The following is a 25,356-nucleotide window of genomic DNA, read 5'->3' as shown; positions in this document are numbered from 1 at the left end:
AAAAGAAAGCAGTTGGCTGTTTGTTCTACAGCCAACACTGGAGTTTAGCTCATTTTTAAGTGCTTATTATTGTCATTGTTTTTTTAGCTTTATTGCCGGGTATCCAAGCAGCCTTGCTTGACAGCCTTTAGTTTGCGACAGATATCCATCGCTGTAGACTGCTTTTCAATGCCTGTAAATAGCACTCGATAATAGGTACCTCGTTTACCATAATTGGCTGACTTAACCTTGGGCTGTAGTCCATTTAATAGGCTTCCATGACGCTTCTGAATATTGCTTATTGCTTGGTCAGCAGCAGTTGCGGACTTATAAGAGGCTAACTGTACAGCCCAGCGAGCAGAACTAACTGGAGTTGCTGTTGATGTTCGGGCAACGTTGTTAGTAGGGCGTGTATAAGATGTTTGTACCGGCTGAGGTGTAACTGGTTTGCTATAGCTGTTTGGCTGACTATTACGGGAGCCGTAACTATCACTGGTATTGGTTGGAGCTTGGGCGCGAAGCGCTTTTTGTGCATTCGTATGAGTTGTTGCAGTAAATAACTTATTAGCATCATCAGGCCTGGCTCGCTCAATGTCGTATTTTTCTGTACGTTTGTCTACTGCGCTTTTGATTAGTTTGATGCTTGAGTATTTATCTCGAGTTAAGCCGTTCACTTCATTGGCATTACGGATAATAGTGGGCTTGATAAATACCATTAAATTCCGTTTTTTGTGCGAGTTGTTGTCATTTTCAAATAAACGACCCACTAAGGGAATGCGGCTCAAAATAGGAACAGATGATTCACCCTGGACAACATCATCTTGTAAAAGACCACCTAAAACAATGATTTTTGAGTCATCAACCAGAATGGTACTTTTAATTTGCCGTTTACTGGTTACCTGATTAAGGTTGTTGCTGCTTTCTGCAGACGTAATAACGTTGGAGATTTCTTGATCAATTTCGAGGCGCATGGTATCGCCTTCATTAATATGAGGAGTTACCTTTAGTTTTAAGCCGACATCTTTACGCTCTACAGTGGTAAAGGGGTTGTTGGCTCCATCTGAGCCTGTTGTATATTGGCCGGTTTGGAAGGGGACTTCTTGACCCACCAAAATCTCAGCTTCTTCATTATCCATTGTCATCAGGCTTGGGGTTGATAATAAGTTGCTATTACTTTGTTGGGTAATAGCATTGAGTAGTATGCCAAAGTTGCTATTGCGCAAGGCCAGCTGGCCGATGGGAATTTCTGTGTTTTTTATAGTGGCGCCAATGATGGAGCTTATACCAGAGCCATTTTTATCTCCTCCTGTTTTGGTATCTTTACCAGTAATACCCCACTGAATACCCAACTGTTCTGAAATATCTCCAGAAACCTCAACAATTGCAGACTCGATAAGTACCTGAGCTCGGCGGACATCCAGCTGTCGAACGATATTTTCCAGCTCTCTGATCATTTCTGGCTCGGCTGCAATGATCAAAGCATTTTGTGATTCATCTGCCTTAATAATCGACTGTTTTGCATCTTTTTTATCTTTGCCAGACTGTACAGTAAGAGATTTAGACAGTTCTGAAAGTGCTTCTGCAAGGTTTTTGGCATCGGCGTGACGTAGGTGGATTACTCGAGTTGAGGAGGCGCTGTCAGCTTCCACATCCATAGAGCGTGCCATTCGCTTCACTTTGTTACGAAAAGCGGGTTTCCCAGTAATAATTAATCGGTTGGTACGCTCGTCAGCAATAATCTGACCTGCGGGCTTACGTTGTTGTTGGCCACCTAAAAGTCCTTCTTTAATGACTTTAACGACATCTCCTACCCAGGCATGTTCAAGTTTAATCACATCATGGTCAGCATTTTCAGCTAAGTCCATTTCTCTGATGAGTTTTGCTAGACGTTTTACATTAGCACTGTGGTCGCTAATAATGATCGAATTACTGGAGGCGATAGCTGCAGCATGACCATATTGTGGTATTAAAGGGCGAATGACAGGAATCAGCTCTACTGCAGATAAGTTAACCAGGGGAACCACTTTAGTTATCATATGACCACTGCGAGGCCCTGATTTGCCATTAAAAATGGGAACATCACTCTTTGCTTTATTAGTGGGCACTATATTGATGGTTTTGCCATTGGGCACTGCAGTGAAACCATTGGCATGAAGCACGGATAGAAATACATCGTATATTTCTTCTTTTGATAGTGGGGAGGCTGATACGACGGTTACATTGTTTGGTCCTTTTATGCGAGGGTCAACAATGATAGTTTCACCTGTAATAGAAGCAACTTGGGCGATAAACTCTCTTATATCGGCATTTTTCTGGTTAATTGTCCAGCGTTTACCATCATCGGCATTGGTTTCTGCCAGTGTCACAGGTGTGACTGAAAAGCACAGACAAAGCACTGATGCATGAAAAAGTTTGGTCAATCTGGCCATAGTAAAGCGTTGTTGTTGGTAAGACATGTGATTATTATTCCAAGAATCCTGCTTATTATCCTGGTGAATGGCTGCTTGTTGTAGGGCGTTTTGCATTATTGGTTAGCCTCCTCCGGCGCCCTTGTCTAACTGCTTCATACGTGCTTGCAGCTCTTTCATTCGTTGCTGTGCTGATGCATTTTCTAATGGTTCTGGAGAAGTAACAGAAACAGGTTCGGGTGGTTTAGGTAATTGGTGAGGACCTTTATATTCTTCAATTCGGTTAGGGCTATTGGCTTCTGGAAAGTAGAGCGTCTCTAGGACTCCATTTCTTGAAATAATGACATGATCTTTTTTCACTTTATGTAAAGTTGCTTGGCCGGGTAAAGTGTCTCCGACTTGGTAGAGTATAGCCTGACGGTTGCTGCCTTCTATTATGGCGCTGGACAGCCTGTCATTTTGGTTAGCAAAGGCGCCTTTTAATACCAGTCTTAAGTTCGTTTTAGGAATATGCTTTTGTGCCACAGGCTGCTCACTTACTCCTTTGCCAAACAGTAAGGCAATACTTTGTGCATTGTATTGGGATCGGGGCTTAGTTTGTGCCACATCCCGGATAGCCTCTACCTGAGGTTTAGGCGCTGTCAATGCTTGGTAAAGTTGCATACCTTTGGTCGCTAAAGTCATACCTATAAGCACTAGGACAATAAGACAAAAAGCAGAGATATTTTTTTTATGCCCTAGTGTTAGATAAGGCGATAATGCTGTTGAGTTCATAAGATAATTGAAAGCTGCTTGTAAGCTATTCCTTATTGAATAAATGCCTAAAAAACTGAGCGAAAGTCCAACGTACCCTTGGCTAAACGTCGGCTGCCATAATAACAATTATTGCTTGAAATGGGTCAAGCAAATTGCCTTAAGAGTGTGAAATTTGTAAAAAAATACTGTAAAACTGATGCCTATTAATACAAGGCACCATCAAACTAATACATAGCACCATGTACATAGCACCATGAAAACGACAATTAACCTAAGTTTAAATTTCACACTTTATAACTCTAGGCTAAATTGGGCTTTTCGACAGTATGACTGTACTGTATCCAGTTGGTTCCAGATAGTTGCTCAGCTAATAAACAAAATGAGGATAAAGTAAGGGAACTAACGACCCAGAAACTAACTAATAGTTAAATGATCTTTGCCTTAAGTTTTTGTAGCTATATCAAGCATTGGCTTTGCAGAAATAAACATAAAATAGAGATTTTTACTTTCAGTAACATGTGTTGTTGAACAATATCTATTGAACGAAGCTATTAGGTGAATAATAGTTAATAAGTGGATTGTTACAGTAGATAATAGGTAGGTGTAGGTAGAGAATTACTTGGCGGCTTATAAGTGAATGTGCATAAATAAAACTTGCTAGAAGCATTCAAGTATTTACGAGAAGAAAACAGTTATAAACAAGTACTCTTATCCAAGAATACTGTTGTTTAAAAGCTGTGGCAACTGTGAAAAAACACGGTTGTTTGGGGAATATATGGCTTGAATGGTGGTTAAAAAGTATTTCGCATGAGTCAGTATAAGTGAAAGAAACTTTTTCTCTAACCAGTCTTTCAGCTGAAAAGAGGTAGCAGAACATTGAACGTGCCAGCGGTTGCAAATGGTGAAGCAGGAAGTACTAGTCCGCAGTCTGAGTCGCATATACATAAAGGCTCGCCTGCAGAGAAAAGGCTGCCATTTGCCTTTGCCAAGAAATATGGTGTGCTTATCTATCGGCAGAGCGATGGTAGTGCTAAGGTTTGTCATAAGCAAGGACTTACACCTGTTGTAGCGTCTGAAATCAGACGCTTTGCAGGCGGGGCGTTGCCTTATGAGTTAGTCGATGAAAGCCAGTTTTCGGAGCTGTTGTCAGAGACTTACCAAAATGATGGTTCTGAAGCATTTCAGGATGCCATTGGTATTAGTGATGATATGGACCTGGCCAGCCTGGCTGATGCAGTACCTGAGTCTGAAGACTTGCTTGAACAAGCTGATGATGCGCCTGTAATTCGTCTGATCAATGCCATTTTTACTGAAGGCATTAAGGAAAACACGTCAGATATTCATATTGAAACCTTTGAAAAAAACCTAGTAGTACGATTTCGGGTTGATGGTGTTCTGAGAGAAAAGTTAAGACTCAAACGACAGTTGGCTGCTTTGTTGATTTCTCGGATTAAAGTAATGTCTAAGCTGGATATTGCTGAAAAGCGGGTGCCTCAGGATGGTCGTATTTCCTTACGAGTAGCAGGTAAAGAAGTAGATGTACGGGTGTCGACATTACCCTCAACCAACAGTGAACGGGTGGTTATGCGACTCTTGGATAAAGCAGCGGGTCGCTTGGATCTGAATCACTTAGGTATGTCTATTGATGATACCAAGCTGCTTAAAGGTATCCTTCATAAACCTCATGGCATTATCCTTGTTACAGGGCCTACTGGCTCTGGTAAAACCACCAGTCTATATGCATCACTTGCTACCCTAAATGACCAAAGTCGTAACATTCTTACGGTCGAAGACCCTATTGAGTACAACCTGGAAGGTATTGGTCAAACCCAGGTAAACCCCAAGGTGGACATGACTTTTGCTCGAGGGCTGCGTGCTATCTTGCGGCAAGATCCGGATGTGGTGATGGTAGGGGAGATTCGAGATGTCGAAACCGCTCAAATAGCTGTCCAAGCCAGTTTAACGGGTCACTTGGTGTTATCAACCTTACACACCAATACTGCTGTCGGTGCAATTACCCGATTACAAGATATGGGGGTTGAACCTTTCTTACTTTCCTCCAGTCTAGTAGGGGTGTTAGCCCAGCGATTGGTACGTCGACTTTGTGATGACTGTAAAGAGCCTTACCGGCCAGATGAAGCAGAGTGTTTACGACTTCACTTAAACCCTGATGCGCCACCTGAAATTTATCATGCTAAAGGTTGTCCTAGCTGTAACCAACAGGGCTATCGAGGCCGGATGGGAATTTATGAAATTATTCCAATAGATAACGAGATGCGCAGATTGATTCATAATAATGCAGGAGAACAGGAAATTATTGAGTATATCCGTCTTGGCAGACCCAGTATTCGTGCTGATGGTCGTCGTAAGGTGCTAGCTGGGCAGACCACCCTTGAAGAAGTACTTAGAGTAACTCAGGATGATTAAGGGGTAAGTCGTGGCGGTTTACGAATTTGTAGCGCTTGATGCTAGGGGAAAACAGCAAAAAGGCACATTAGAAGCTGATAGTGCAAGGCAAGTACGGCAGATGTTGCGTGAAAAGCGCATGTCGCCTTTAGATGTGGAGCTGGTTGCACAAAAGCAGAAACAGGCAAACAGCAAAGCTGGGGGAGGGTTATTTTCTCGAAGTATTTCTACCAGCGACCTCTCAATGGTTATTCGCCAATTAGCGACTCTGATTCAGGCTTCGCTGCCTATTGAAGAAGCGCTACGAGCAGTTGCTGAGCAGCAAGAAAAACAAAAAATAAAGAAAATATTTCAAGCAGTGCGCTCTAAAGTGTTAGAGGGTTATACTCTGGCGCAAAGTATGGAAAGCTTTCCTGGTGTATTTCCTTCTATGTATTGTGCAACTGTTGCTGCAGGTGAACATGCAGGCTTTCTGGATAAAGTGCTTAACCAACTTGCCGATTATTCTGAGAACCGTCAGCAGTCACAGCAAAAAATTAAAATGGCACTAGTGTACCCAATTTTATTGGTAGTTGCTTCGATTGCTATTGTCAGCTTTTTATTAGGGTTTGTAGTGCCAGATATAGTTAAAGTCTTTATTGATAGTGGTCAGGAATTGCCCGCTTTAACTCAAGGCCTCATTGATTTAAGTAACTTATTTCAAAACTACTGGTATTTTATGTTGCTTGGGGTGATTGGGTTTATTTATATTACCCGCGTTTTGTTAAGCAAACCCCCAATCAAACTGCGGTTTCACCGAGGCCTGTTACGGGTGCCCTTAATTGGTCGATTTAATCGTCAGATGAATACGGCACGTTTCGCCAGTACCTTAAGTATTTTGACGCGCAGTGGTGTGCCGCTAGTAGAGGCCCTAAAGATAGCAACAGAAGTTGTCTCAAACCTTTATATAAAAGCCAGTGTGGGTGATGTTGCCCAGCAAGTAAGTGAAGGCTTGAGTTTAACTAAAGCGCTAGAACAAACGGGTCACTTCTCACCGATGATGATGCACATGATCGCAAGTGGTGAAGCCACCGGTGAGCTTGATGATATGTTAGAACGAACAGCCCTCAGTCAGGAAACTGATCTTGAGAATAGAATGTCAGTAATAGTGGGCTTATTTGAGCCGCTCACCCTGATGCTTATGGGGGGGATTGTGTTGGTGATTGTATTGGCAATTTTATTACCAATTTTAAACATGAACCAGCTATTGAATTAATGGTAAGTATTAAAAAGGAACGAAAGAGTGAAAAAGGTGATTGCTAAGTCAGCGCAGCAAGGGTTTACCTTAATAGAAATTATGGTTGTAGTGGTTATCTTAGGGATTCTAGGAGCACTAGTAGTACCTAATATCATGAGTAAGCCAGATCAGGCCAAAGTAACTGTTGCAAAAGGAGACGTACGAGCGATTGCATCGGCACTGGATATGTACAAATTAGATAACTTTAATTACCCCAGTACTGACCAGGGGTTAGATGCGCTAGTGAAAAAACCTAGTGGCTCGCCAGAACCGAAAGGGTGGAATAATCCTTACCTGAAAAAAGTCCCTGTTGATCCATGGGGTAATGCATATAAATACTTGTCTCCCGGTGTACATGGTCCGTTTGATTTATACTCCTACGGTGCTGATGGCAAGAAAGGTGGTGAAGGTTTCAACGCTGATATTACTAACTGGGAAGAGTAATTAATGCAGGTGTTGTCTCGTTTACCAAGACAACAGGGCTTTACACTCGTTGAGGTGCTGGTGGTGGTGGTCATCATGGGCGCCTTGATTGGTATAACAGTACTAAGCCCTCTACTTGGTGATAAAAGTAAGCGACTGGATGATGAGGCGCTACGTATAACCAAACTGTTTGAATTGGCAGTTGATCAAGCACTGGTCAAAGGTTATGAGCTAGGGTTTAAGGCTGAGCCTTCTGGCTATAGCTGGCTGCGATATGATCAAGTAGAAAACCAATGGCTAGAGCTAAAAGAAGGCTCATTTCGCCCTCACCAATTACCTGAGGGTTATAGCCTGATTTTAAGTGCAGAAGACGATAAATTTACCAAGTTTAAACTGTTTGATGAGGATGAAGACGACTTAACCAGCTTTAGCCTTGAAAGTGATAGCAATAAGGATAAAAAGCAGAAAAAGTCTAAGTTAAAACCTCAAGTTGTCATTTATACAGATACTCAAGTGACGCCTTTCGAACTCACGATTGATAGTGAGTACCATGACAAACCCAAAAAGCTAGTAGCAGACGGAATTAACCGTGTTGAAGTTAAAAAGCAAGACTAAAGGGTTTACCTTGCTAGAGGTAATGGTGGCGTTGGCTATTTTTGCCAGCGCAGCTGCTGTGTTAGTTATTTCTGATGGCAGTGCCATTAAGCAAACGATTTATTTAGAAGAAAAAATTCTTGCCAGTTGGATTGCCGAAAACCAGTTAGCGCGAATGCAATTAGAGGCTCAGTGGCCTGAGCTGGGTAAAAAAGAAGGTACTGTTAGTTTTGCCCAGCGTAATTGGAAGGTGGTAACTGAAGTATCAAAAACCTCTCAAGAAAATTTTAATAAAGTAGAGTTAACCATTTCACGACAAGAGCAAACTAAATCAGCGGAAGATAATGTATTGTTTACCTTAACGGGGTATTTAAGGAAACAGTCTTAATGAAGTGTACAGTCGTGCCTGGAAAATATTTTAAACAAAACGGCTTTACTCTATTAGAGTTGCTTATTGCCATTGCGCTATTTTCAATCGTGAGCATTGCCGCTTTTCGTTTATTTGATACAGTTGCCAATACTAAACAGGCTACAGAAAAAAGTTTAACGCGCATTAATCAATTGCAACGAGCACTACTAATTATTGAAAAAGACCTCAGTCAAATAACGCCTCGTCCTATTCGTAATGAATTGGGTGATAAACAGCCTGCATTTATTGCTAATAAAGATGGCTTTTTAATTGAGTTTAGCAAAGCAGGTTGGCGAAATCCTAGCTATGCTAAGCGAAGTAATATCCAACGGGTGGCTTATATTTTTGAAGCTTCTGATGGCCAGTTAATACGTCAGTATTGGTTAGCTTTAGACCGTCCAGGAGAAATCAAGCCAAAACAGCAAGTGTTAATTGAAAAGCTGCAAAATGTCTCTGTACGCTTTTTAGATCAAGACCGAAAATGGAAAACCGAATGGTCAACGCCTGCAAGTAGCCAGCAAGTTCAGGGCCTTCCTGGTGGTGGTCAGAAACAAGACCCTAATAAAAAGGTACCTTTAGGCATTGAGATTACCTTAACTGACCCACGTTATGGTCAGGTTAATAAAATTATTATGGGTATTACTATTCCACAGCCTGATCAGCAGGGAAGTAGTAATACCCAAGGGTTACCAAAACCGCCACAGACTTAATTAGCCTTGTTGATTAAAATAGCGAAGTAGATGAACTGGATGAGTTATAAACAGCTAAATAAACAAACAGGGGTAGCCCTTATTTTTATCATGGTGATTTTTAGTTTAGTCACTGTGTTAGCTGCAAAAATTGTCACCAATATCCGGTTAGAAACTGAGCGCACTAGCCACTTGCTGATGCGCCAGCAAGCAAAACAATATGCTTATTCTGCTGAGCAATTAGTTGCTGAGTTACTGCGAGCTGATAAGGAAAATGATGAGCGAAATAAAGCGGTTAAAGACCATTATTTTGAAGCCTGGCATTATCAGCAAGAAGAGTTGAAAATCGATACCGGTGATATTGGCAAAATAGAAATTGATGTATTTGATCTGCAAGGGTTTATTAACCTAAACAGCTTAGCTGCAACTGGCACAACTAATAATGGTCAGCCTCCAGGCGGTAACCCTCCAAATAATTCAGGAGGAAATAACCCGAGAGACAATACTAATAACAAGGGCGACTCTTTAGACAGTAAGGCTGTTCTTCAAAGGCTATTGAGCTTACAAGGTATAGAAGCTGATAAAGCTAGGCAAATTATCAGCCAAATTACAGACTGGGTTGACTCTAATCAGCAGGTTAGCGCTGGTGGTGCTGAAGATGATGATTATTTATTAGGTGACAACCCTTACCGCACTGCCAATGATCAAATGGCCTCTGTATCAGAGCTGATGCTACTGGCCAATATGGACTATAAAATTTATCGCAAACTGGCACCTTTTGTAACGGTTATCCCTGCTGTGTCAGGAGATACTAAAATTAATGTTAATACAGCTCCAGTTGAAGTGTTTCAGGCCATGATCAGTGGGCTTGATAAGCGCTCTGCAGAAGCCATTATTAAAGCTAGAGGTAAAGAGGGATTTAAAGAGGCTAAAGATTTTGAGGAGCTGGGTGTCTTAACTGGTAAGCAGATACCTAAAGGTAGTATCGACATCAAAAGTGATTATTTTAAGGCTGTCATAAAAACCAAGTTTGCCGATGCAGAATATTACTTAGTGAGTTATTTTCATCGGAGTCCTAAACAGGGTGTGAGTGTGATCTCACGGCAAGAAGGACAACCATTAATTCGATTGGCTAAACCCAAAGTAAAAAAAGACTAACGTAGGTAGGTCACTGTTGTTATGGAAGGGTATCTTTTTATCCGCGTTACAGATGTATCTGGCTCAGAGCCTGATCAGATAAGCGCTGAATGGCTTGGGTGCAATTCAGAAGGTGAGCTGCATTTTGGCCCTTCCCGGGGACAGTTGACTGCCCTTGAGAAAACATTAGCTGAGCAGGAAGGGGTCAATAAAGTAAAAGTGGTCGTGGTAGTGCCTGCTGACCATGTGCTCATGATAAATGTGCCAGTGAATACAGGCCAATTGAAGCACTTAAAGCAAGCCCTGCCCTTTATGTTGGAAGAGTATCTGATTAATGATATTGACGACATGCATATAGTGACCAACCGGCAGGTTGCCAATGAAATGTTACCTGTGGCGGCAGTTAATCATGAATATATAGCACCCCTCTATGAGGCTATTCATGCAATTGGTTTAGTACCAATGCTGTGTATTTCTGAGTCACAACTGGTTTCTACAAAAGATGACACTATTCAGGCCATTATCGATGGTGATCGCTCCTTGTTGGCGATTCCACCAAACTGCTTTTTTGGTCTGGATATGCATGCATTGCCATCAACGCTAATGACGGTTTTAGAAAATCCTTCTGAATATCGACAAATAGATGTGGAGGATGACCCAAGTGCAGCAATTGCTGCAGAATTTAAGCAAATCAAAGTAACAGTAGCTAAGCCTTTAACCACTGAGGTGAAAAAGTTACTGAAGCAGCTGGAAACTCAGCTGGCAAGCCACCAAATTAGCTTGGAATATTCGGCATTGAAAGGCACTATTTTTCACTACTTATGCCGTAGTTTTTTACAGCGAACGGATTATTCTGCTTTTATTAACTTGTTTCAAGAGCCCTATGGTGTTAGTTCTGACAGTACTGGATTGAGTATCTGGAAACCACTGGTTGGTTTAGTTGCTGGCTGGTTAGTACTGGCTGTCGGCTTAAATGTTGGTCAAGGGGTTTATTTTGATCTGCAAACCAACAAGCTGAAACAGCAAAGCATTTCTCTTTATCAGGGTGTATATCCCAATGATGATGCAGAAGAAGAGTTGCAAGAAAGGATGGTTAGCCGCTTAAAGGCAGCTGGTGGTGGCAAACAGGAAAGTCCATTTATGGATATGCTGGTGAATGTTTCCTCTGTAACCCAGCAACTGGGAGGGCAACAAATCAAACCGAAGAGTTTGGATTTTAACCAGTCAGCAGGCTCGCTCACTATCGAAGTGCATGCAAAAAGTTATGAAATTTTGGATAACTATGTACAAAAGCTAAAGGGTAGTGGCCTTTCAGCTAATTTGGAAACAGCTAACCAAGAGAAAGCTAGCGTTCTGGCGCGTATCAGTATCAAGGTTTAGTAAAATATGAAAGCGTTATCTGAGCAGTTACAGCAGTCAGGGGCATTTAAGCAACTCCACAACAAATATCAGGCATTAAATGAGCGTGATCGAAAAGCGCTGCTATTAATGATTGGCTTTTTAACTTGTGTACTGTTTTATGTCATGGTTTGGAAACCGTTAGCACAATGGGCAAATGATTCTCAGTCTGGTTATTTTCGTGAGCAAGAAACCTTGGCCTGGCTAGAGGTGAATGCACCTATTGCTAAGCAGGTGCAAGCCAGTCAGTCTAGAGGGCAGCAGTTTAGTAAAGATAAAATTTCGGCCGTTGTTACCAGCGCTGCTCGGCGTAGTGGTATTAAGCTGAGCCGAGTGCAGCCTGGTAGTCAGGGAGTTACTGTTTGGGCTGAAAAAGTGCCTTATCAGAAACTCTTAGAGTGGCTAGTCTATTTGCGTAATCAATATCAACTGTCAGTTGATAAGATTCGTATTGATGCTCAAGATGAACCTGGTGTTGTTCGGGTTTATGTGAGTGTGACAGCGTAAATTAGGGATAGAGTGCTTACTAGAATATAAGCGCCCTGTACTGTGCTATTAAACCATAGGAATGCCCTAACTCAGTGCATTAATGAAGTGTAATATTTTGGGCGCAGTTTTTATTACCGAAGCATAGAAGCTAGTTGACAGAATGATGGTTATCAATAGTAACTGTCTACATTATCGTCAGTGTGGAAATAGTTTATATCATCGTATTTGAAAAAACTTGACAGCTTACGGATTATCATTAGAATACGCTTCAACTGTCGGGCAGATAGCTCAGCTGGGAGAGCATCGCCCTTACAAGGCGAGGGTCGGGGGTTCGAACCCCTCTCTGCCCACCATTATCGACAGTTAGCAGTTTAAAGCTACAAATAAGAGTTAGTGATGCTAGCTAGAGTAGTAGCTCAATTATTGATTGCTTGATAAGTAGTCAAATGGAGCGGTAGTTCAGTTGGTTAGAATACCGGCCTGTCACGCCGGGGGTCGCGGGTTCGAGTCCCGTCCGCTCCGCCAACTCCCTTCTTGATATCCCTATCATTCTTTAATTCATTGAATATACATCAGTTTGGTATATTATTTGCCTTGTGTAGTCTTAATAAAAATCAATAAAGCTAGGAGTGTAATCTATGGAAGACTATTTAGAAGAGCTGTTGGAGTCAAATGAGCCTGTTGAGTTTGATGATGATGATATTGATGATGCATTTGAGCTGTAAAGAATAACAACACTATCGAAATTTTAACTCACTGGAAAGCAAGTGAGTTTATTAATTGACCTGTTTTATGGCTGTTCCTAAAGCAGCAGAGCTAGTCGGTTTTTCTGTATTAAAATTCTTTCTTGGTTATCCCTCCTAATCTAACTTCAGTTCTGTTATTGCTTGCGGTATAGTTGGTTTTGTTTAAAAAATGTACGTTTTGTCTGTTCTTACATCCTGTATTCATAGTTATTTGCTAAAAATCACATCGTCTTTAGATAGTTTTTATTACTGGGTTTTCACAAACTGTGATTGATTCAGCGAGATTGGTTTGAGGTACTCGCAAGTAAAACGTTGATGTATTTTTTAATGCGCGAAGGAATTTATCTATGATCGAATTTTGATCTAGCTAATGGTGATTCCTTCACATTAGAGGGGATGGCAATTCAATAAAATATATGTCGAATGCAAGGTGTGCTTTTTTTGATCGGTTATAGCCGCTATAAAAGCTAGCAGTAACTTAGTAACTGCTATTAATAAACAGTGAATAATAAAACCGACAGATTGAGAGCCTCGTTCATCTATGAAAAGTTGGTGTTTTATTTTTTATAAATAGACACAACTGAAGCAGCTTGAGTTTTCAGCTTGTTTTCAGATAAGTTGATAACAAAATTAAAGATTCGATCACTCTCCCAGTAGTTTAATGAGAGCATCGAATAGCTGCGCTGACAGTATTGGGGGGAGATGACAATAGATCAACCACTTTCTATTGATCATATTTTCAGCATAAACGACACTTAGTTACCTTGTTGTAAGGTAAAAGGAGTAGACCTTGGGACACAAATCCTTTGAAGAAGCCATCATGTTCTTTAATAGTCATGGGCTCTGTAAGCAAATGCTGTATTCAGAGTTTGATGCTATTTTGGATGGTATCGTGTTAGTGCAGGAGTTTGCTTCACAAACGGTTAAAGGCGCTTATGTCAGAGTAGCCCCTTCGTTAACTATTCAGTCCGTTGTGCTGTTTTACTTAACCTTCAATGAAGAAGGTCGAGCTGATTGTAAATGGAATATTCCAGTTCAGCATATGGCAGAAGTAGCTGGAAGAGGTCCTGACTTGGGGGATGGACATATCCGCATTGCTTGTCGTACTCAGTGTCCAGTGAGTTGGCATCAGCGATTATTATGGGACCCAAAGCCATCAGCTATTAATGAGTTGGTATTAATTAAAGCTGCTCTTAAAAGAAATAAGCTTCGGTTCTATGAAGACTATGTAGAGCCATCGCCCCCTCAGCAACCACAACAAAAACCAGCAGCTAAGCAGCTGTCATCAGTGCAAGGTTATCAACAGCAATTGCAAGCATTACGTGATCAATTGGATCAACGTATTGAAAACCAACAGCTTAAGCATGAAAATAGTGTAGCGAAGCTTGACTTAGAGTTAATGGAATTAAAATCGCAACTAAAAAAAGCTGAGCATGAAGCGAAGCAGTATCGGCAGCAGTTGGTTCAAAAGAATCAAGAATATCAAACCAGCAGAAAAGAAATGACACGGCTACTCCAAGATATTGAGGCGCAAAACCAAAATCGTTTGGCAGACCTGAAAGAGTCGATCACAAAAAAAGTAGAGGCTAAGTATCGTAGTCAACTTAATGAGCTACGTGACTTAGTCAAAGCAAAAGATGTTGAAATCAGCTATTTAGAAGATATTGATAAGCAGCAGCAGTTAGAGCTTGAAAGGTTACAGCAAGAAAATAAACAACTAAAAATCACCCATCCTGGTGATGTATTAGCTCAACTGGCAGCTAAAGGTGTTATGTTTATGGCCTATCATCCTGGGGTGGGTCATGTGACCATTCCAGTTAAAGATGTTGATGAGTATTTAGCAGATAATATTGCTTATGTAGCCAAACGCTGTTTTGTATCGAAAGAGCATTATTTGAGTTGGCGCAGGCATTATGAAAATGCAACTTGTGATGCAACAGTTAGTGGCAAGCGTTGTGGTCAACCCATTGCTAGGGTTGAGGTACCTAGAGAGTTTGAGGCAGACAAGTCAAATATGTGTGTTGATCACCAGAAAGCTGAAAAAGCTGAGCAGGTGGAAAGTGGGCAACCTCCACAGCTAAAAGTATCGCGATAATCTGAATAAATCTTAAAATTTATTAATACTTCTGGTATTAATAAAATATCAAATGGTGAAAGTAGTGAATTCACAAAGTGCTTTCACCATTTTTTTGCTTGAGCTAACCTTTTTACAGGCTTATAAGCTTCCTCCAGACAGCATTAACGCTATTCAACTACTACAGTTTACAAGTATAAAATACCACTATTGGTGTGTATGCATTACTTATTAAAACTGGGGTATTTATGAATGATCGATGGCAGGCACTGAGTACAGCAGTCGCTAGACCACAACTACAAACTGTTAATTACCCATTATTTGAGCAAATGAATGTACAGGCTAGCATATTAAGACTAGATGTAGTGCATTCATTATTGTCTGGGAATAAATGGTATAAATTAAAGAATAATTTACAGATAGCTTTGCAGCAGGGCTGCCAATCATTGGCGAGTTTTGGTGGTGCTCACTCTAATCATATTCATGCTCTAGCGGCAGCAGGTAAACTACTAAATATAGAAACAGTAGGTTTTATTCGTGGATATGCCAGTCAGCCACTTACCCCAACCTTACTTGATGCTTCTGAGTGGGGGATGCAACTCCATTACTTAAATCGGCTCGACTATCAACGCCGTGATGAGCAGGAATATTGGCAAGAGTTAAAGGAGCATTTTTCATTGGCTAAGCCTGTGTATTGGATTCCTGAAGGTGGCTCGAATTTACCTGGTGTGCAAGGTTGCCAGGATATATTGCTTGAAGTGCCAAACTATCAGCAGTTTGACACGATTGTAGCTGCTTGTGGTACAGGGGCGACATTAGCAGGGATGATTTCAGTTGCTAAACCACACCAGCAGGTGCTTGGAGTACCAGTATTAAAAGCAGAGCAATGGTTACAGCAAACCATTCAAGATTGGTTGGCCAAGTTGGATTGCCAGGGTGCTCAGTGGAAATTGCTTAGCAATTTTCATGAGGGTGGCTATGCGAAATTATCAGCAGCGCTAGTGGCATTCATGGATGATTTTTTTAAAATCACTAATATTCCTTTAGATCCTATTTATACAGCCAAAATGATGAAAGCGGTGGTAGAGCAAGTTAAGAATAAAAAAATAGCCAGTGGTAGTCGTGTTTTAGTGGTGCATACAGGGGGCTTACAAGGTTGCCGAGGAATGGAGCGGCAGCTAGCCCGACTACTTCATCAGGTCTCGGGGCATTTTCATACGTCCTAGTGTAATATTCGGGCTAGCTAAGATTTGGGCCTAGTTATATTCAGGGTTAACTAAGTTATGGAATAGTTTTTTTGGCTTTCTCTAACCAGTCATCAGGTACTAGAAAAAAGCGGAGTGTCTCTTGCCAAAATTGATGATTGCTTGAACCACTGGCAATCAACAAGGGGTAGGGGTAAGCGCTGGTGGTAAAGTGCTGGGTGGCATAGTGATTAAGTGCTGCTGAAGAAAACAGCCGATGTTGTATGGCACTTGTCGTGTTGCTAAAAGCTGATAGCCACTCATGTTTAGCTAGCAGCACAAACTCATCTGTTAATTGGTTATGCTCAATAAATTCTGCCAGCTGAGAAGTGGTTAGCCAATAACCCGTTAAATGATCTATACAAGCATGCTGAGGAGCAGGGCAGTGAGCTGCAAAAGGATAAAATAGGTAGCCTTGTAATAAAATCTCAGCAGTGACTGGAAATAACTGGTGTTGTTGTAGTAAGGCTTGTCCTTCAATTGATTGGCTTAGGCGCCCTTGTTTATTTATTAATTTATTGACTTTTAAATCCAGCCGATCTTTTAATCCTGGCCCAACCCAGTAAGACCAAGGAGAATGAGCTTCACTAGAATCGCAGGGTAACCCCAAATAATACTTAACGGCAAGTTCACGGTGAAATGGCTGTTCTGATGAGCTAGCTTGATAAATTAAATCAAATTCACCCAATGTGCCTTGGTTGGATTTAACCTGTAAATTGGTTGTTTGTAGTTTACAATTCAGCTTTGCGGCTAATAAATAATGCCATAGGGTTTCATAATAAATCCCCAATAAGTGACTTTTTCTAGAAGCTAAACAATCAGTTACTTTTTTTAAGTCATACTGATCGACAGCAAATTGAGCATATTGATGGAGTGGGCTGGTTAGCCAGTAACCTGCAGGTAAATAGTTTAAATTAAGCATAACAGGACTATTTGCTATCCAGAGCAGGTCTCGATGTAACTGATCAAGGGTTAATGGCAGGCTTGTCATAAAACATTCAGTTAGTAGTTTACAGTTAGCTGTTGGCGGTCAGAATGCACTGCCGGTTATATCATCATACCGAATGAAAATCTGGTAAACCCGCACTTAGAGTTGTTACTTTTCAACAGGTCTCCAGCATCTTTTCAAACCAACGTCTTGATTGCGAATTTACCAAAACGCAGAGAGTGTCAACAATTATTAGAGGTGCCCTAAAGATATTGGTTATAATAGGGCTTGGTCTGACATACATTTTATGTCTAGCTCTTCATTCAGCTACCATTATTAAGTTTATTTTATACTATGGAGCAATTTAGAAACATTGGGGTCATCGGTCGCTTGGGGTCTGCTAAGGTTGTTGATACCTTAAAGCAGCTTAAACGCTTTTTATTAAGCCGTGGCTGTCATGTCATCCTAGATCAAGAACTGTCAGAAGTGTTGCCAGGGCATCGGTTACAAACCTGTACACCCAGAATGATGGGAGAGATCTGCGATCTGGTGATTGTAATTGGTGGTGATGGCAGTTTATTGGGTGCGGCTCGGGCACTGGCTAAATCACAGGTGCCTGTGGTAGGGGTTAATCGTGGCAGACTCGGCTTTCTAACTGATATTTCACCAGATGAAATTGAAGCCCGAATGGGGGAAGTGTTAGACGGCAAGTATATTATTGAAAGTCGGTTCTTGTTGGAAGCAGTTGTTAAGCGCGATGGTGTGCCTATTGGACAAGCTGATGCGCTAAATGATGTGGTGCTACATCCAGGTAAAGCAACTCGAATGATTGAGTTTGAGCTATACATTGAAGGACAGTTTGTATATAGCCAGCGTTCTGATGGATTAATTATTGCCACTCCAACAGGATCGACAGCTTACTCTTTGTCGGGTGGTGGACCAATTATGCACCCCAAGCTTGATGCGATTGTATTAGTGCCCATGTTTCCTCACACTCTCAGCAGTCGACCGGTAGTTATTGATGGTAATAGTGAGATTAAAATCATTGTGAGTAGCCAAATTGGCACTTACCCGCAAATTAGTTGTGATGGGCAGGTGAATATTCCTGCTGCACCTGGTGATACGGTTACCATTTATAAAAAGCCGCAAAAGCTCAAGCTTATTCATCCGTTAAATCATAATTATTACGAAGTCTGCCGCAACAAGCTGGGTTGGGGTAATCGGTTAGATCAATGAGAGCGAAGTAAGTGATGTTACCTCAGCAAGGTTATGATGTAATTGGCGATGTGCATGGGTGTGCAATTGCACTAAAAATGCTACTTGAGCGGCTAGGCTACACGAAAAAGCGTGGAGTTTGGCAGCATAAAAGCCGACAAGCGGTGTTTGTCGGGGATATTGTTGATCGCGGTCCTAGAATACGTGAGTCATTACATATTGTGCATGATATGGTAGACCGTGCGGGTGCACAGATTGTAATGGGTAATCACGAGTTTAATGCGTTGAGTTATTTCACTCCCATGCCAGCACATTCAGGTAGAAGCTATTTGCGTGAGCGAACGGCTCGTCATACTCGTATTATTCAAGAAACCCTCGATCAGTTTGCTAATCACCCGCAAGATTGGCAAGATTTTTTAGCCTGGTTTAAAGCCATGCCACTATTCCTGGAGCTTGAAAGCTTTCGTGTGGTTCATGCTTGCTGGGATCAGTCACTGATTGATGACTATTTGAAAGAATATGGCCACAATCAATTAACTGATGAAGGTTTGCTTCAAACGATGGATCGCCACGCGTTACCGGGGCGTATGATTAACCGACTGATGCGGGGTATTAATTTACCATTGCCTGATGGCATCATTATGCGTGCTAAAGATGGTTATGAACGACATCTGTTTCGGGCAGACTTTTGGACTAAATCACCCACCTACTATCAGGATGTGGTGTTTCAACCAGACCCATTACCACCAGAAGTAGCCACCCGAAAACTACCTGCCGAGCAAAAAGCCAAGCTCTGTTACTACAGCTCTAAAGAAAAGCCTCTATTTATTGGGCATTACTGGCGAATGGGTGACCCAAAACCTATCAAACCCAATATTGCCTGCTTGGATTACAGTGCAGTCAAGTACGGGAAATTAGTCGCCTATCGCTTCAATGGTGAGCAACAGTTGCAGGCCAAAAATTTTGTTTGGGTGAATGTTGAGCAAAAAGCGCCATTTACTACCACACTCAATTTTTAGTCGTAGAAAAATTAACCACTTTGCTGCGACTAAGCATTTCTATAACTAACCAACAGGCTAAACGATGTCTCCAGAATAGGTTATGATTAGCAACATAATAAGTGACATTAGCCTAGATGTGATGTGATTAGCCCATGCAGTTTGAAAAATTAATTAGCCAGATTACCCCTGATATTTATCAAAACCTTAAACAAGCGGTAGAAATTGGTCGCTGGCCTAATGGGCAGAGCTTGACCAGTGAGCAGCGTGAGCTGTCATTGCAGGCAGTTATCGCGTATGAAGCCAAGCACTTACCTGAAGATCAACGGACGGGGTTTATGCCTGTCGCGTGCAAAAGCCAGCAATTGACAAGTGCTGACACGATTAAAATCACCCAGTAAGGTATCATAGCCAAATGAGTTATCAGTTTGAGCACTCAATGGTGGGTGACTTACGAAAAATGCATGCCCAGCTGGTAGAGCCAGTCAGTTATCAGCTGCCGATTGGCGAGCAAATGGTTGAGTTAAATCACTTAATTAACCAACCGATTCAGCTGGAGTATTTGGGTGAAATCCACTGTATCCACTGTGGTCGTCGTTCCAAAAAAAGCTTTAGCCAGGGGTATTGCTACCCTTGTTTTAAAAAGCTGCCTCAGTGCGACACCTGTATTATGAGCCCAGAAAAATGCCATTATCACGAAGGGACTTGTCGAGACAGCCAATGGGCTGATCAATTTTGTATGGCGGATCATATCGTCTATCTGGCTAATTCCACAGGCTTGAAAGTAGGGATTACTCGGGTAAATCAAATACCCACCCGCTGGTTAGATCAAGGAGCTGTCCAAGCCTTACCGATTGTAAAAGTATCCACACGGCAACAATCAGGGTTATTAGAAAAGGCATTAAAGCAACAGCTAAACGATAAAACGAACTGGCGTGCACTTTTAAAAGGCAATGCTGAGCTAATAGACTTACAACAAGAGCGGGATAAACTAGCACCATTACTTGACCAAGCAATTGCTGAGTTACAGGAAAAATTTGGTATTCAAGCAGTACAACCCTTGACGAATAGTGAAGTGGTATCAATCGGTTACCCAGTTAATGCGTATCCCAGCAAAATCACCACCCATAATTTTGACAAAAATCCGCTGGTAAATGGCAAATTGATGGGAATTAAAGGACAGTATTTAATCCTGGATACGGGTGTATTAAATATCCGAAAGTTTACGGCTTATAATGTAAAAATGAGCTGGTAAAACTGTCGTAAAAGTTGGGGGCTGAAGTCAACCTCCCCCCTTTGAAGGGTGTTGCAAAACTTAGTGGATATGGCTCAAAAACTCCAGTTACTTTCAATCCCCCCTAGCCCTCCCTTTTTTAAAGAGGGGAATCAGCTTTTGCGGCAGCCTGTTAGGAGGGAAGGTTAGGGTAAGGGACTACTTCAGCTTATGCTTTTGTAAGATCTTATCAAAAGTACCATCTTCCTTAATTGCTTTTAATCCCTTATTAAATGCGTCAATAATAGCTTTGTGTTTTTTATTCTTTAAGCCAGAGGTTACATGAAGCTTGTTAATAGATAAGGCATTGTTTGTAAATTCTATTTGTTCAATTAGCTTGGGTTCTTTGTCCGCAATTAAGGCTCTTGCAACGATTTCATCTTCTAGTGTTATATCAATACGTTTGGCTACTAGTTTTTTTAGGTTTTTTATTAAGTCACTGGTTTCAGGGCGGCTAAAGTTGGTTGCACTTAAGAACTCATCTCCATACCCATAACCTCTAATAATACCTACTTTTTTACCATCTAAGCTTGCTAACCCATTAAACTCAAAATCGTCTCCTTTGCGCTTAATAAACTTGATCTGATTTTCCAAGTAAGAGTCACTGTAATGTAAAAATTTAGTGCGCTCTTCTGTCCACCAGGTGCCAACTAATACGTCATAGCTACCTTTTTTTACGCCATCAATCGCCCTTGCCCAAGGTACAAAATTCATGTCTAGCTCATAACCTTCTCGTTTAAAGGCTTCGGTAACAATTTCCAAAGCGACACCTTGGCCGGGTAAGTCAGGAGAGAGGAAGGGAGGCCAGGGATCACCTGCCCCGGTTATTTTTTCACCGTAACAAATGCTTGCCAGCAGCCAAAGCCAAATGGACAAAAGCTGTTTCATAGTCATTACCCCTTCTATTACTGCATGATTGTGACAAGTTGGTTTCAGTATAGCCACAGGGCAGGTTATCTGCTGCGAAAAATAAGCTTGCGACAACTTTGACGAAGTGAGGTGAGGGGGGACTGATTTATATTGGGAGGATATGCTATAAAGATTGTTTATAAATGTATATATGACCAGACAATTCTTACTAGCCTACAACTCACGAGTAACTAATTGAATGAAAGACGCACAACCAAAAACAATCTACTTAAAAGACTATCAAGAGCCTGACTACTGGATCGACAATACCGAACTGAGCTTTGACTTAGGCGAAGAGATAACTGTCGTGCAGTCAAAGCTGTCGCTGCGTTTGAATGAAAACAAAACCCATAACAACTTACCTCCTTTGGTGTTAGATGGCACTGATCAGGTACTTAAGCAGGTACTGGTTGATGGTAAAACAATAGAACCAGGCCAATATAAACTGACTGATGAAACCCTAGCGCTTCCTGTTACTCAGAAGACATTTATCGTAGAAGTAACTACCGAAATTAAACCACAGGAAAATACCTCGCTAGAAGGGCTGTATAAGTCAAATGGTATGTTTTGTACCCAGTGTGAGGCGGAAGGCTTTCGTAAAATAACCTATTATCTGGACCGGCCAGATGTCATGGCCAAATTTAAAACCACCATTATTGCAGATCCTAAACAATACCCTGTGATGTTATCTAATGGTAATGATATTGCCAAAGGGGAGCGAGAAGATGGTAAACAGTGGGTTACCTGGGAAGACCCATTTAAAAAGCCCAGTTACTTATTTGCTTTAGTGGCAGGTGATTTATCCAACATTACTGATAAATACACCACCTGTTCCGGTCGGGAAATTACCTTAAAAATATTTACTGAACATAAAAATATTGATAAATGTGATCATGCCATGACTTCGTTGAAAAAATCGATGAAATGGGATGAAGACGTCTATGGCCGAGAATATGACCTGGATATTTTTATGATAGTGGCTGTTGATCACTTTAATATGGGGGCAATGGAAAATAAAGGGCTGAATATTTTTAATTCATCCTGTGTGTTAGCCAAGCCTGATACTGCAACGGATAATGCCTATCAACGGATTGAAGCGATTGTGGGGCATGAGTATTTTCATAATTGGTCAGGAAACCGAGTAACTTGTCGTGATTGGTTTCAACTCAGTCTAAAAGAAGGCTTTACCGTGTTTCGTGATGCAGAATTTTCTGCTGATATGAATTCGCGACCAGTCAAGCGTATTGAAGATGCCAATTTTTTACGTACCGCGCAATTTGCTGAAGATGCAGGCCCAACTGCTCACCCCATTCGCCCAGATTCTTATATAGAAATATCTAACTTTTATACCCTGACGGTGTATGAAAAAGGGGCCGAAGTCGTCCGAATGATCCACAACATTGTGGGTAAAGAAGGCTTTAGAAAAGGTAGTGATTTATACTTTGAGCGTCATGATGGCCAGGCTGTCACCACCGAAGAATTTGTAAAAGCCATGGAAGATGCTAATCAGGTTGACTTAATCCAATTTCGACGTTGGTATAGCCAGGCAGGTACCCCGGTAATTACTGTCACGGATCAATACGACAACAATAATCAGCAATATCAGTTAACGGTTAAACAACATTGCCCAGCAACGCCAGGCCAAACTGATAAAAAACCTTTTCATATTCCAGTAGCGATTGGTCTGTTAGATCCAGAGGGACATGATATTGCGCTTAATAACGCTGGAGACACAACCCAAGTATTGGATGTCACCGAACAGCAGCAAACCTTTACCTTTAAAAATATTGCTCAACAACCATTACCGTCATTATTAAGGGGCTTTTCAGCGCCAGTGAAAGTAAAATATCCCTATAGTCGGGATCAATTGTTATTTTTAGCATCTCATGACAGTGATGGTTTTAATCGCTGGGAGGCGGGCCAGCAATTAGCTGTGGATATCTTGGAAGAATTAGCCGAAAAAGCACGAAAAAATCAGTCATTAACCTTAGATGACCGATTAATTCAAGCCTATCGAGCAGTATTACAAGATGAACAACTAGACCCGGCAGTAGCAGCTAAAATGCTAGCATTACCTTCTGAAGGTTATTTAGCAGAGCAAGCAGAAACTATATATCCCTTGGCTATTCATCAAGCGAGAGAGTTTGCCAAACAACAATTGGCAGAAGCGCTGTCAGAAGATTGGTTGGCCGTTTATCAACGACTCCAGTCGGATAAAGCCTATCAGCCTACGGCAGCAGATATAGCAGAACGAAGCCTGAAAAACACCTGTTTAAGTTATTTATCCCAATTAGGCGAACAACAGCTGGCGCTATTAGAAAAGCAATATCAAACCGCTACCAATATGACGGATAAATACGCAGCCTTAAGTTGCTTAGTCAACGCTCCAGCAGAGCCTGCTAAACCAATAGCGAAAACAGCCTTAGCTGATTTTTATCAACGTTGGCAAGAGGATGTACAGGTAATGGAACAGTGGTTGGCAGTACAAGCCAATTGTAGTTTACCTGGAGCCTTTGAACACATACTCAGCTTACAGGAGCATGAAGCATTTGATATTACAAACCCTAACAAAATTCGTTCTTTAATAGGCCAGTTTGCCATGAATAATGCCGTACACTTTCATCAGGAAACAGGAGTAGGGTATAAACTATTGGCAGACTATGTGATTAAACTCAATATCGTGAACCCACAAATAGCCTCCCGTTTATTAACCCCACTAACTCGCTGGAAACGCTATGGCGAACCCCATCAAGCGCAAATGAAAGCTGAGCTAGTCAGGATAAGAAAACAGCCAGAGCTATCGAAGGATGTGTACGAAATAGTGGAAAAGAGTTTGAAGGCTTAGTTGCACTTACCTATTTATTCTCCCCCTTAGCCCCTTTTTTTGAAAAGGGGCTAAGGGGAAAAGAACCTTACACCTGCTTTTTTCTCACCGACCAAATAAACCCATCATACCAAAAATGTAAAATCGAAATTAAAATCAGTAGGGCATAAATATAATCACTGTCTGCTAACGTAAATTCAGCCCAAGTACCATAAGCAAAAGCTAATCCTAAAAATATAATTAATGTAAAAAGCTTTGGTAGTGGCAAATTCTGTACTCTAAATAAGCGACTCATATTATGCTTTTCATTGTGCCAGACAATAGCAAAATACTGGATGGCATGGAAAAAATTCATAATGAAAAAGGCTTCACCAAAACTATTAAACCCCCAACTATAAATAGAACATAAACCGGTTGAGACTAATAACATGACCTTTTGTGGCGAAACAGCATAGCCTTGTTTGGTATAACGCCAGTAAGCATATAAATAATAGATAAAGAAGGGTATACCAGTACCAACAACAAAGTATAAAAGGTAGCGTTGATAGTGCATCGTATAGGCAGGAACTGCAGTAAAAAATATACTGCCAACAGCTTGGAACTCCTCAAAGTCTTCAATATGATCAATTAATGTGATCCCCGCTAAAATAGGGCCAGCGTAAAGATATAAATTTAAAAAATAATCTAACCTGCGTCCAACAGTGGCTTTGTTGCCAATCTTAGCATCATAGATACGGCCTAAACCAAAAGTTTGTAATCCCGAATGATAAACATCCCACCAGGTTGCTAACACGCTCATACATACCAACACCCATAAAGAAGACACCATACTGATATATAAAATAACAGGAATCAGAAAAAATCGAACAGGAAATTGTTTCACAATGCTGTTGTTGCCATGGCTTCTAAAAAACACAATCACTAAATGAGCCATGATTAAACTGCCAATAAAAGTGTTAGTGAAAGAGCGTTCTTCCCCTTCATAGATAAAAGTAATATCACCCCAGCCAGTTTTGTAGATCAAATAGCCAAGTGTTAATGCAATAAGGGGTGAAAAGATAAAGAAAAATGAGTCATAAATTGGGTTGACGATAAAAGAATTATCAATATGACTAGTTTTAGATACTACAGTTGTATTCATAACACACCAAAAAGGCAGCCATGAGGCTGCCTATATATCA

The 25,356-nt window shown here is 41.2% G+C and carries 21 protein-coding genes and 2 tRNA genes; 18 read left to right on the top strand and 5 right to left on the bottom strand.

Annotated features, from left to right (window positions below; translation table 11 throughout):
• Positions 1–89 precede the first annotated feature (89 nt).
• Both gspD and OQE68_RS01895 read right to left on the bottom strand, forming a co-directional pair.
• Positions 90–2,504 carry a type II secretion system secretin GspD gene (gene gspD / locus OQE68_RS01900; RefSeq protein ID WP_180569676.1) on the bottom strand — a complete coding sequence of 805 codons (2,415 nt, stop codon included), beginning with the start codon at positions 2,502–2,504 and terminating at the stop codon, positions 90–92.
• A gap of 6 nt (positions 2,505–2,510) precedes the next feature.
• Positions 2,511–3,161 carry a type II secretion system protein N gene (locus tag OQE68_RS01895; protein WP_180569675.1) on the bottom strand — a complete coding sequence of 217 codons (651 nt, stop codon included), beginning with the start codon at positions 3,159–3,161 and terminating at the stop codon, positions 2,511–2,513.
• 858 nt (positions 3,162–4,019) lie between these two features.
• Between OQE68_RS01895 and gspE the strand changes: the two genes are divergently transcribed.
• The 13 genes from gspE to OQE68_RS01830 all read left to right on the top strand — a co-directional run bounded on the left by gspE (position 4,020) and on the right by OQE68_RS01830 (position 16,010).
• On the top strand, positions 4,020–5,570 hold the full coding sequence (gene gspE / locus OQE68_RS01890; protein ID WP_219340103.1) for a type II secretion system ATPase GspE: 1,551 nt from the start codon (positions 4,020–4,022) through the stop codon (positions 5,568–5,570).
• A 10-nt stretch (positions 5,571–5,580) separates the two neighbouring features.
• Positions 5,581–6,804: a type II secretion system inner membrane protein GspF gene (gene gspF / locus OQE68_RS01885; RefSeq protein WP_180569674.1), complete on the top strand. Its 1,224-nt coding sequence runs from the start codon at positions 5,581–5,583 to the stop codon at positions 6,802–6,804.
• 27 nt (positions 6,805–6,831) lie between these two features.
• A complete protein-coding gene (gspG, locus tag OQE68_RS01880) occupies positions 6,832–7,269 on the top strand; it encodes a type II secretion system major pseudopilin GspG (protein WP_274691308.1) in 438 nt (145 codons plus the stop codon).
• 3 nt (positions 7,270–7,272) lie between these two features.
• Entirely contained in the window at positions 7,273–7,863 is a 591-nt protein-coding gene (gspH, locus tag OQE68_RS01875) for a type II secretion system minor pseudopilin GspH (protein WP_180569673.1), read from the top strand.
• The gene (gspI, locus tag OQE68_RS01870) at positions 7,838–8,230 is read left to right on the top strand and encodes a type II secretion system minor pseudopilin GspI (protein ID WP_180569672.1); all 393 of its coding nucleotides are present in this window, start codon (positions 7,838–7,840) and stop codon (positions 8,228–8,230) included. The genes gspH and gspI overlap by 26 nt, the downstream gene beginning before the upstream one ends.
• Positions 8,230–8,961, top strand: a complete 732-nt coding sequence (gene gspJ, locus OQE68_RS01865; RefSeq protein WP_180569671.1) for a type II secretion system minor pseudopilin GspJ — start codon at positions 8,230–8,232, stop codon at positions 8,959–8,961. Before gspI ends, gspJ begins: the two co-directional genes overlap by 1 nt.
• Before the next feature lie 39 nt (positions 8,962–9,000).
• Positions 9,001–10,098, top strand: a complete 1,098-nt coding sequence (gene gspK, locus OQE68_RS01860) for a type II secretion system minor pseudopilin GspK (protein ID WP_180569670.1) — start codon at positions 9,001–9,003, stop codon at positions 10,096–10,098.
• A 21-nt stretch (positions 10,099–10,119) separates the two neighbouring features.
• Entirely contained in the window at positions 10,120–11,457 is a 1,338-nt protein-coding gene (gene gspL / locus OQE68_RS01855; RefSeq protein WP_180569669.1) for a type II secretion system protein GspL, read from the top strand.
• Positions 11,458–11,463: 6 nt separating this feature from the next.
• Entirely contained in the window at positions 11,464–11,982 is a 519-nt protein-coding gene (locus OQE68_RS01850) for a type II secretion system protein M (protein WP_180569668.1), read from the top strand.
• A 259-nt stretch (positions 11,983–12,241) separates the two neighbouring features.
• Positions 12,242–12,317, top strand: a tRNA-Val gene (locus OQE68_RS01845).
• A gap of 95 nt (positions 12,318–12,412) precedes the next feature.
• Positions 12,413–12,489: transfer RNA gene (locus tag OQE68_RS01840), tRNA-Asp, on the top strand.
• A gap of 1,011 nt (positions 12,490–13,500) precedes the next feature.
• Positions 13,501–14,805, top strand: coding sequence for a hypothetical protein (locus OQE68_RS01835; RefSeq protein ID WP_180571226.1), 1,305 nt, complete (start codon positions 13,501–13,503; stop codon positions 14,803–14,805).
• A 227-nt stretch (positions 14,806–15,032) separates the two neighbouring features.
• Entirely contained in the window at positions 15,033–16,010 is a 978-nt protein-coding gene (locus OQE68_RS01830) for a 1-aminocyclopropane-1-carboxylate deaminase/D-cysteine desulfhydrase (RefSeq protein WP_180571227.1), read from the top strand.
• A gap of 55 nt (positions 16,011–16,065) precedes the next feature.
• On the opposite strand, the gene OQE68_RS01825 is transcribed toward OQE68_RS01830, so the two are convergent.
• The gene (locus OQE68_RS01825; RefSeq protein WP_180571228.1) at positions 16,066–17,019 is read right to left on the bottom strand and encodes a DUF1853 family protein; all 954 of its coding nucleotides are present in this window, start codon (positions 17,017–17,019) and stop codon (positions 16,066–16,068) included.
• 291 nt (positions 17,020–17,310) lie between these two features.
• Between OQE68_RS01825 and OQE68_RS01820 the strand changes: the two genes are divergently transcribed.
• The 4 genes from OQE68_RS01820 (at position 17,311) to OQE68_RS01805 (ending at position 20,424) form a co-directional block, all read left to right on the top strand.
• Positions 17,311–18,192, top strand: a complete 882-nt coding sequence (locus OQE68_RS01820) for an NAD(+) kinase (protein WP_180571229.1) — start codon at positions 17,311–17,313, stop codon at positions 18,190–18,192.
• A 14-nt stretch (positions 18,193–18,206) separates the two neighbouring features.
• On the top strand, positions 18,207–19,190 hold the full coding sequence (locus OQE68_RS01815) for a metallophosphoesterase (RefSeq protein WP_180571239.1): 984 nt from the start codon (positions 18,207–18,209) through the stop codon (positions 19,188–19,190).
• 134 nt (positions 19,191–19,324) lie between these two features.
• Positions 19,325–19,570, top strand: a complete 246-nt coding sequence (locus OQE68_RS01810) for a YeaC family protein (protein WP_180571230.1) — start codon at positions 19,325–19,327, stop codon at positions 19,568–19,570.
• Between the two features lie 14 nt (positions 19,571–19,584).
• Entirely contained in the window at positions 19,585–20,424 is an 840-nt protein-coding gene (locus tag OQE68_RS01805) for a DUF2797 domain-containing protein (RefSeq protein ID WP_255491063.1), read from the top strand.
• A gap of 177 nt (positions 20,425–20,601) precedes the next feature.
• On the opposite strand, the gene OQE68_RS01800 is transcribed toward OQE68_RS01805, so the two are convergent.
• Positions 20,602–21,330, bottom strand: a complete 729-nt coding sequence (locus OQE68_RS01800) for a substrate-binding periplasmic protein (RefSeq protein WP_180571231.1) — start codon at positions 21,328–21,330, stop codon at positions 20,602–20,604.
• A 220-nt stretch (positions 21,331–21,550) separates the two neighbouring features.
• On the opposite strand from OQE68_RS01800, the gene pepN reads away from it, so the two are divergent.
• Positions 21,551–24,196, top strand: a complete 2,646-nt coding sequence (gene pepN, locus OQE68_RS01795; RefSeq protein WP_180571232.1) for an aminopeptidase N — start codon at positions 21,551–21,553, stop codon at positions 24,194–24,196.
• Between the two features lie 67 nt (positions 24,197–24,263).
• Here pepN and OQE68_RS01790 read toward each other — a convergent pair whose 3' ends face one another.
• Complete coding sequence (locus tag OQE68_RS01790) at positions 24,264–25,316, bottom strand: hypothetical protein (RefSeq protein WP_180571233.1); 1,053 nt, start codon at positions 25,314–25,316, stop codon at positions 24,264–24,266.
• Between the last annotated feature and the right edge of the window lie 40 nt (positions 25,317–25,356).

This window comes from Spartinivicinus marinus (assembly GCF_026309355.1).
Lineage (GTDB): Bacteria > Pseudomonadota > Gammaproteobacteria > Pseudomonadales > Zooshikellaceae > Spartinivicinus > Spartinivicinus marinus.
This window is presented reverse-complemented; position numbering and strand designations above follow the sequence as displayed.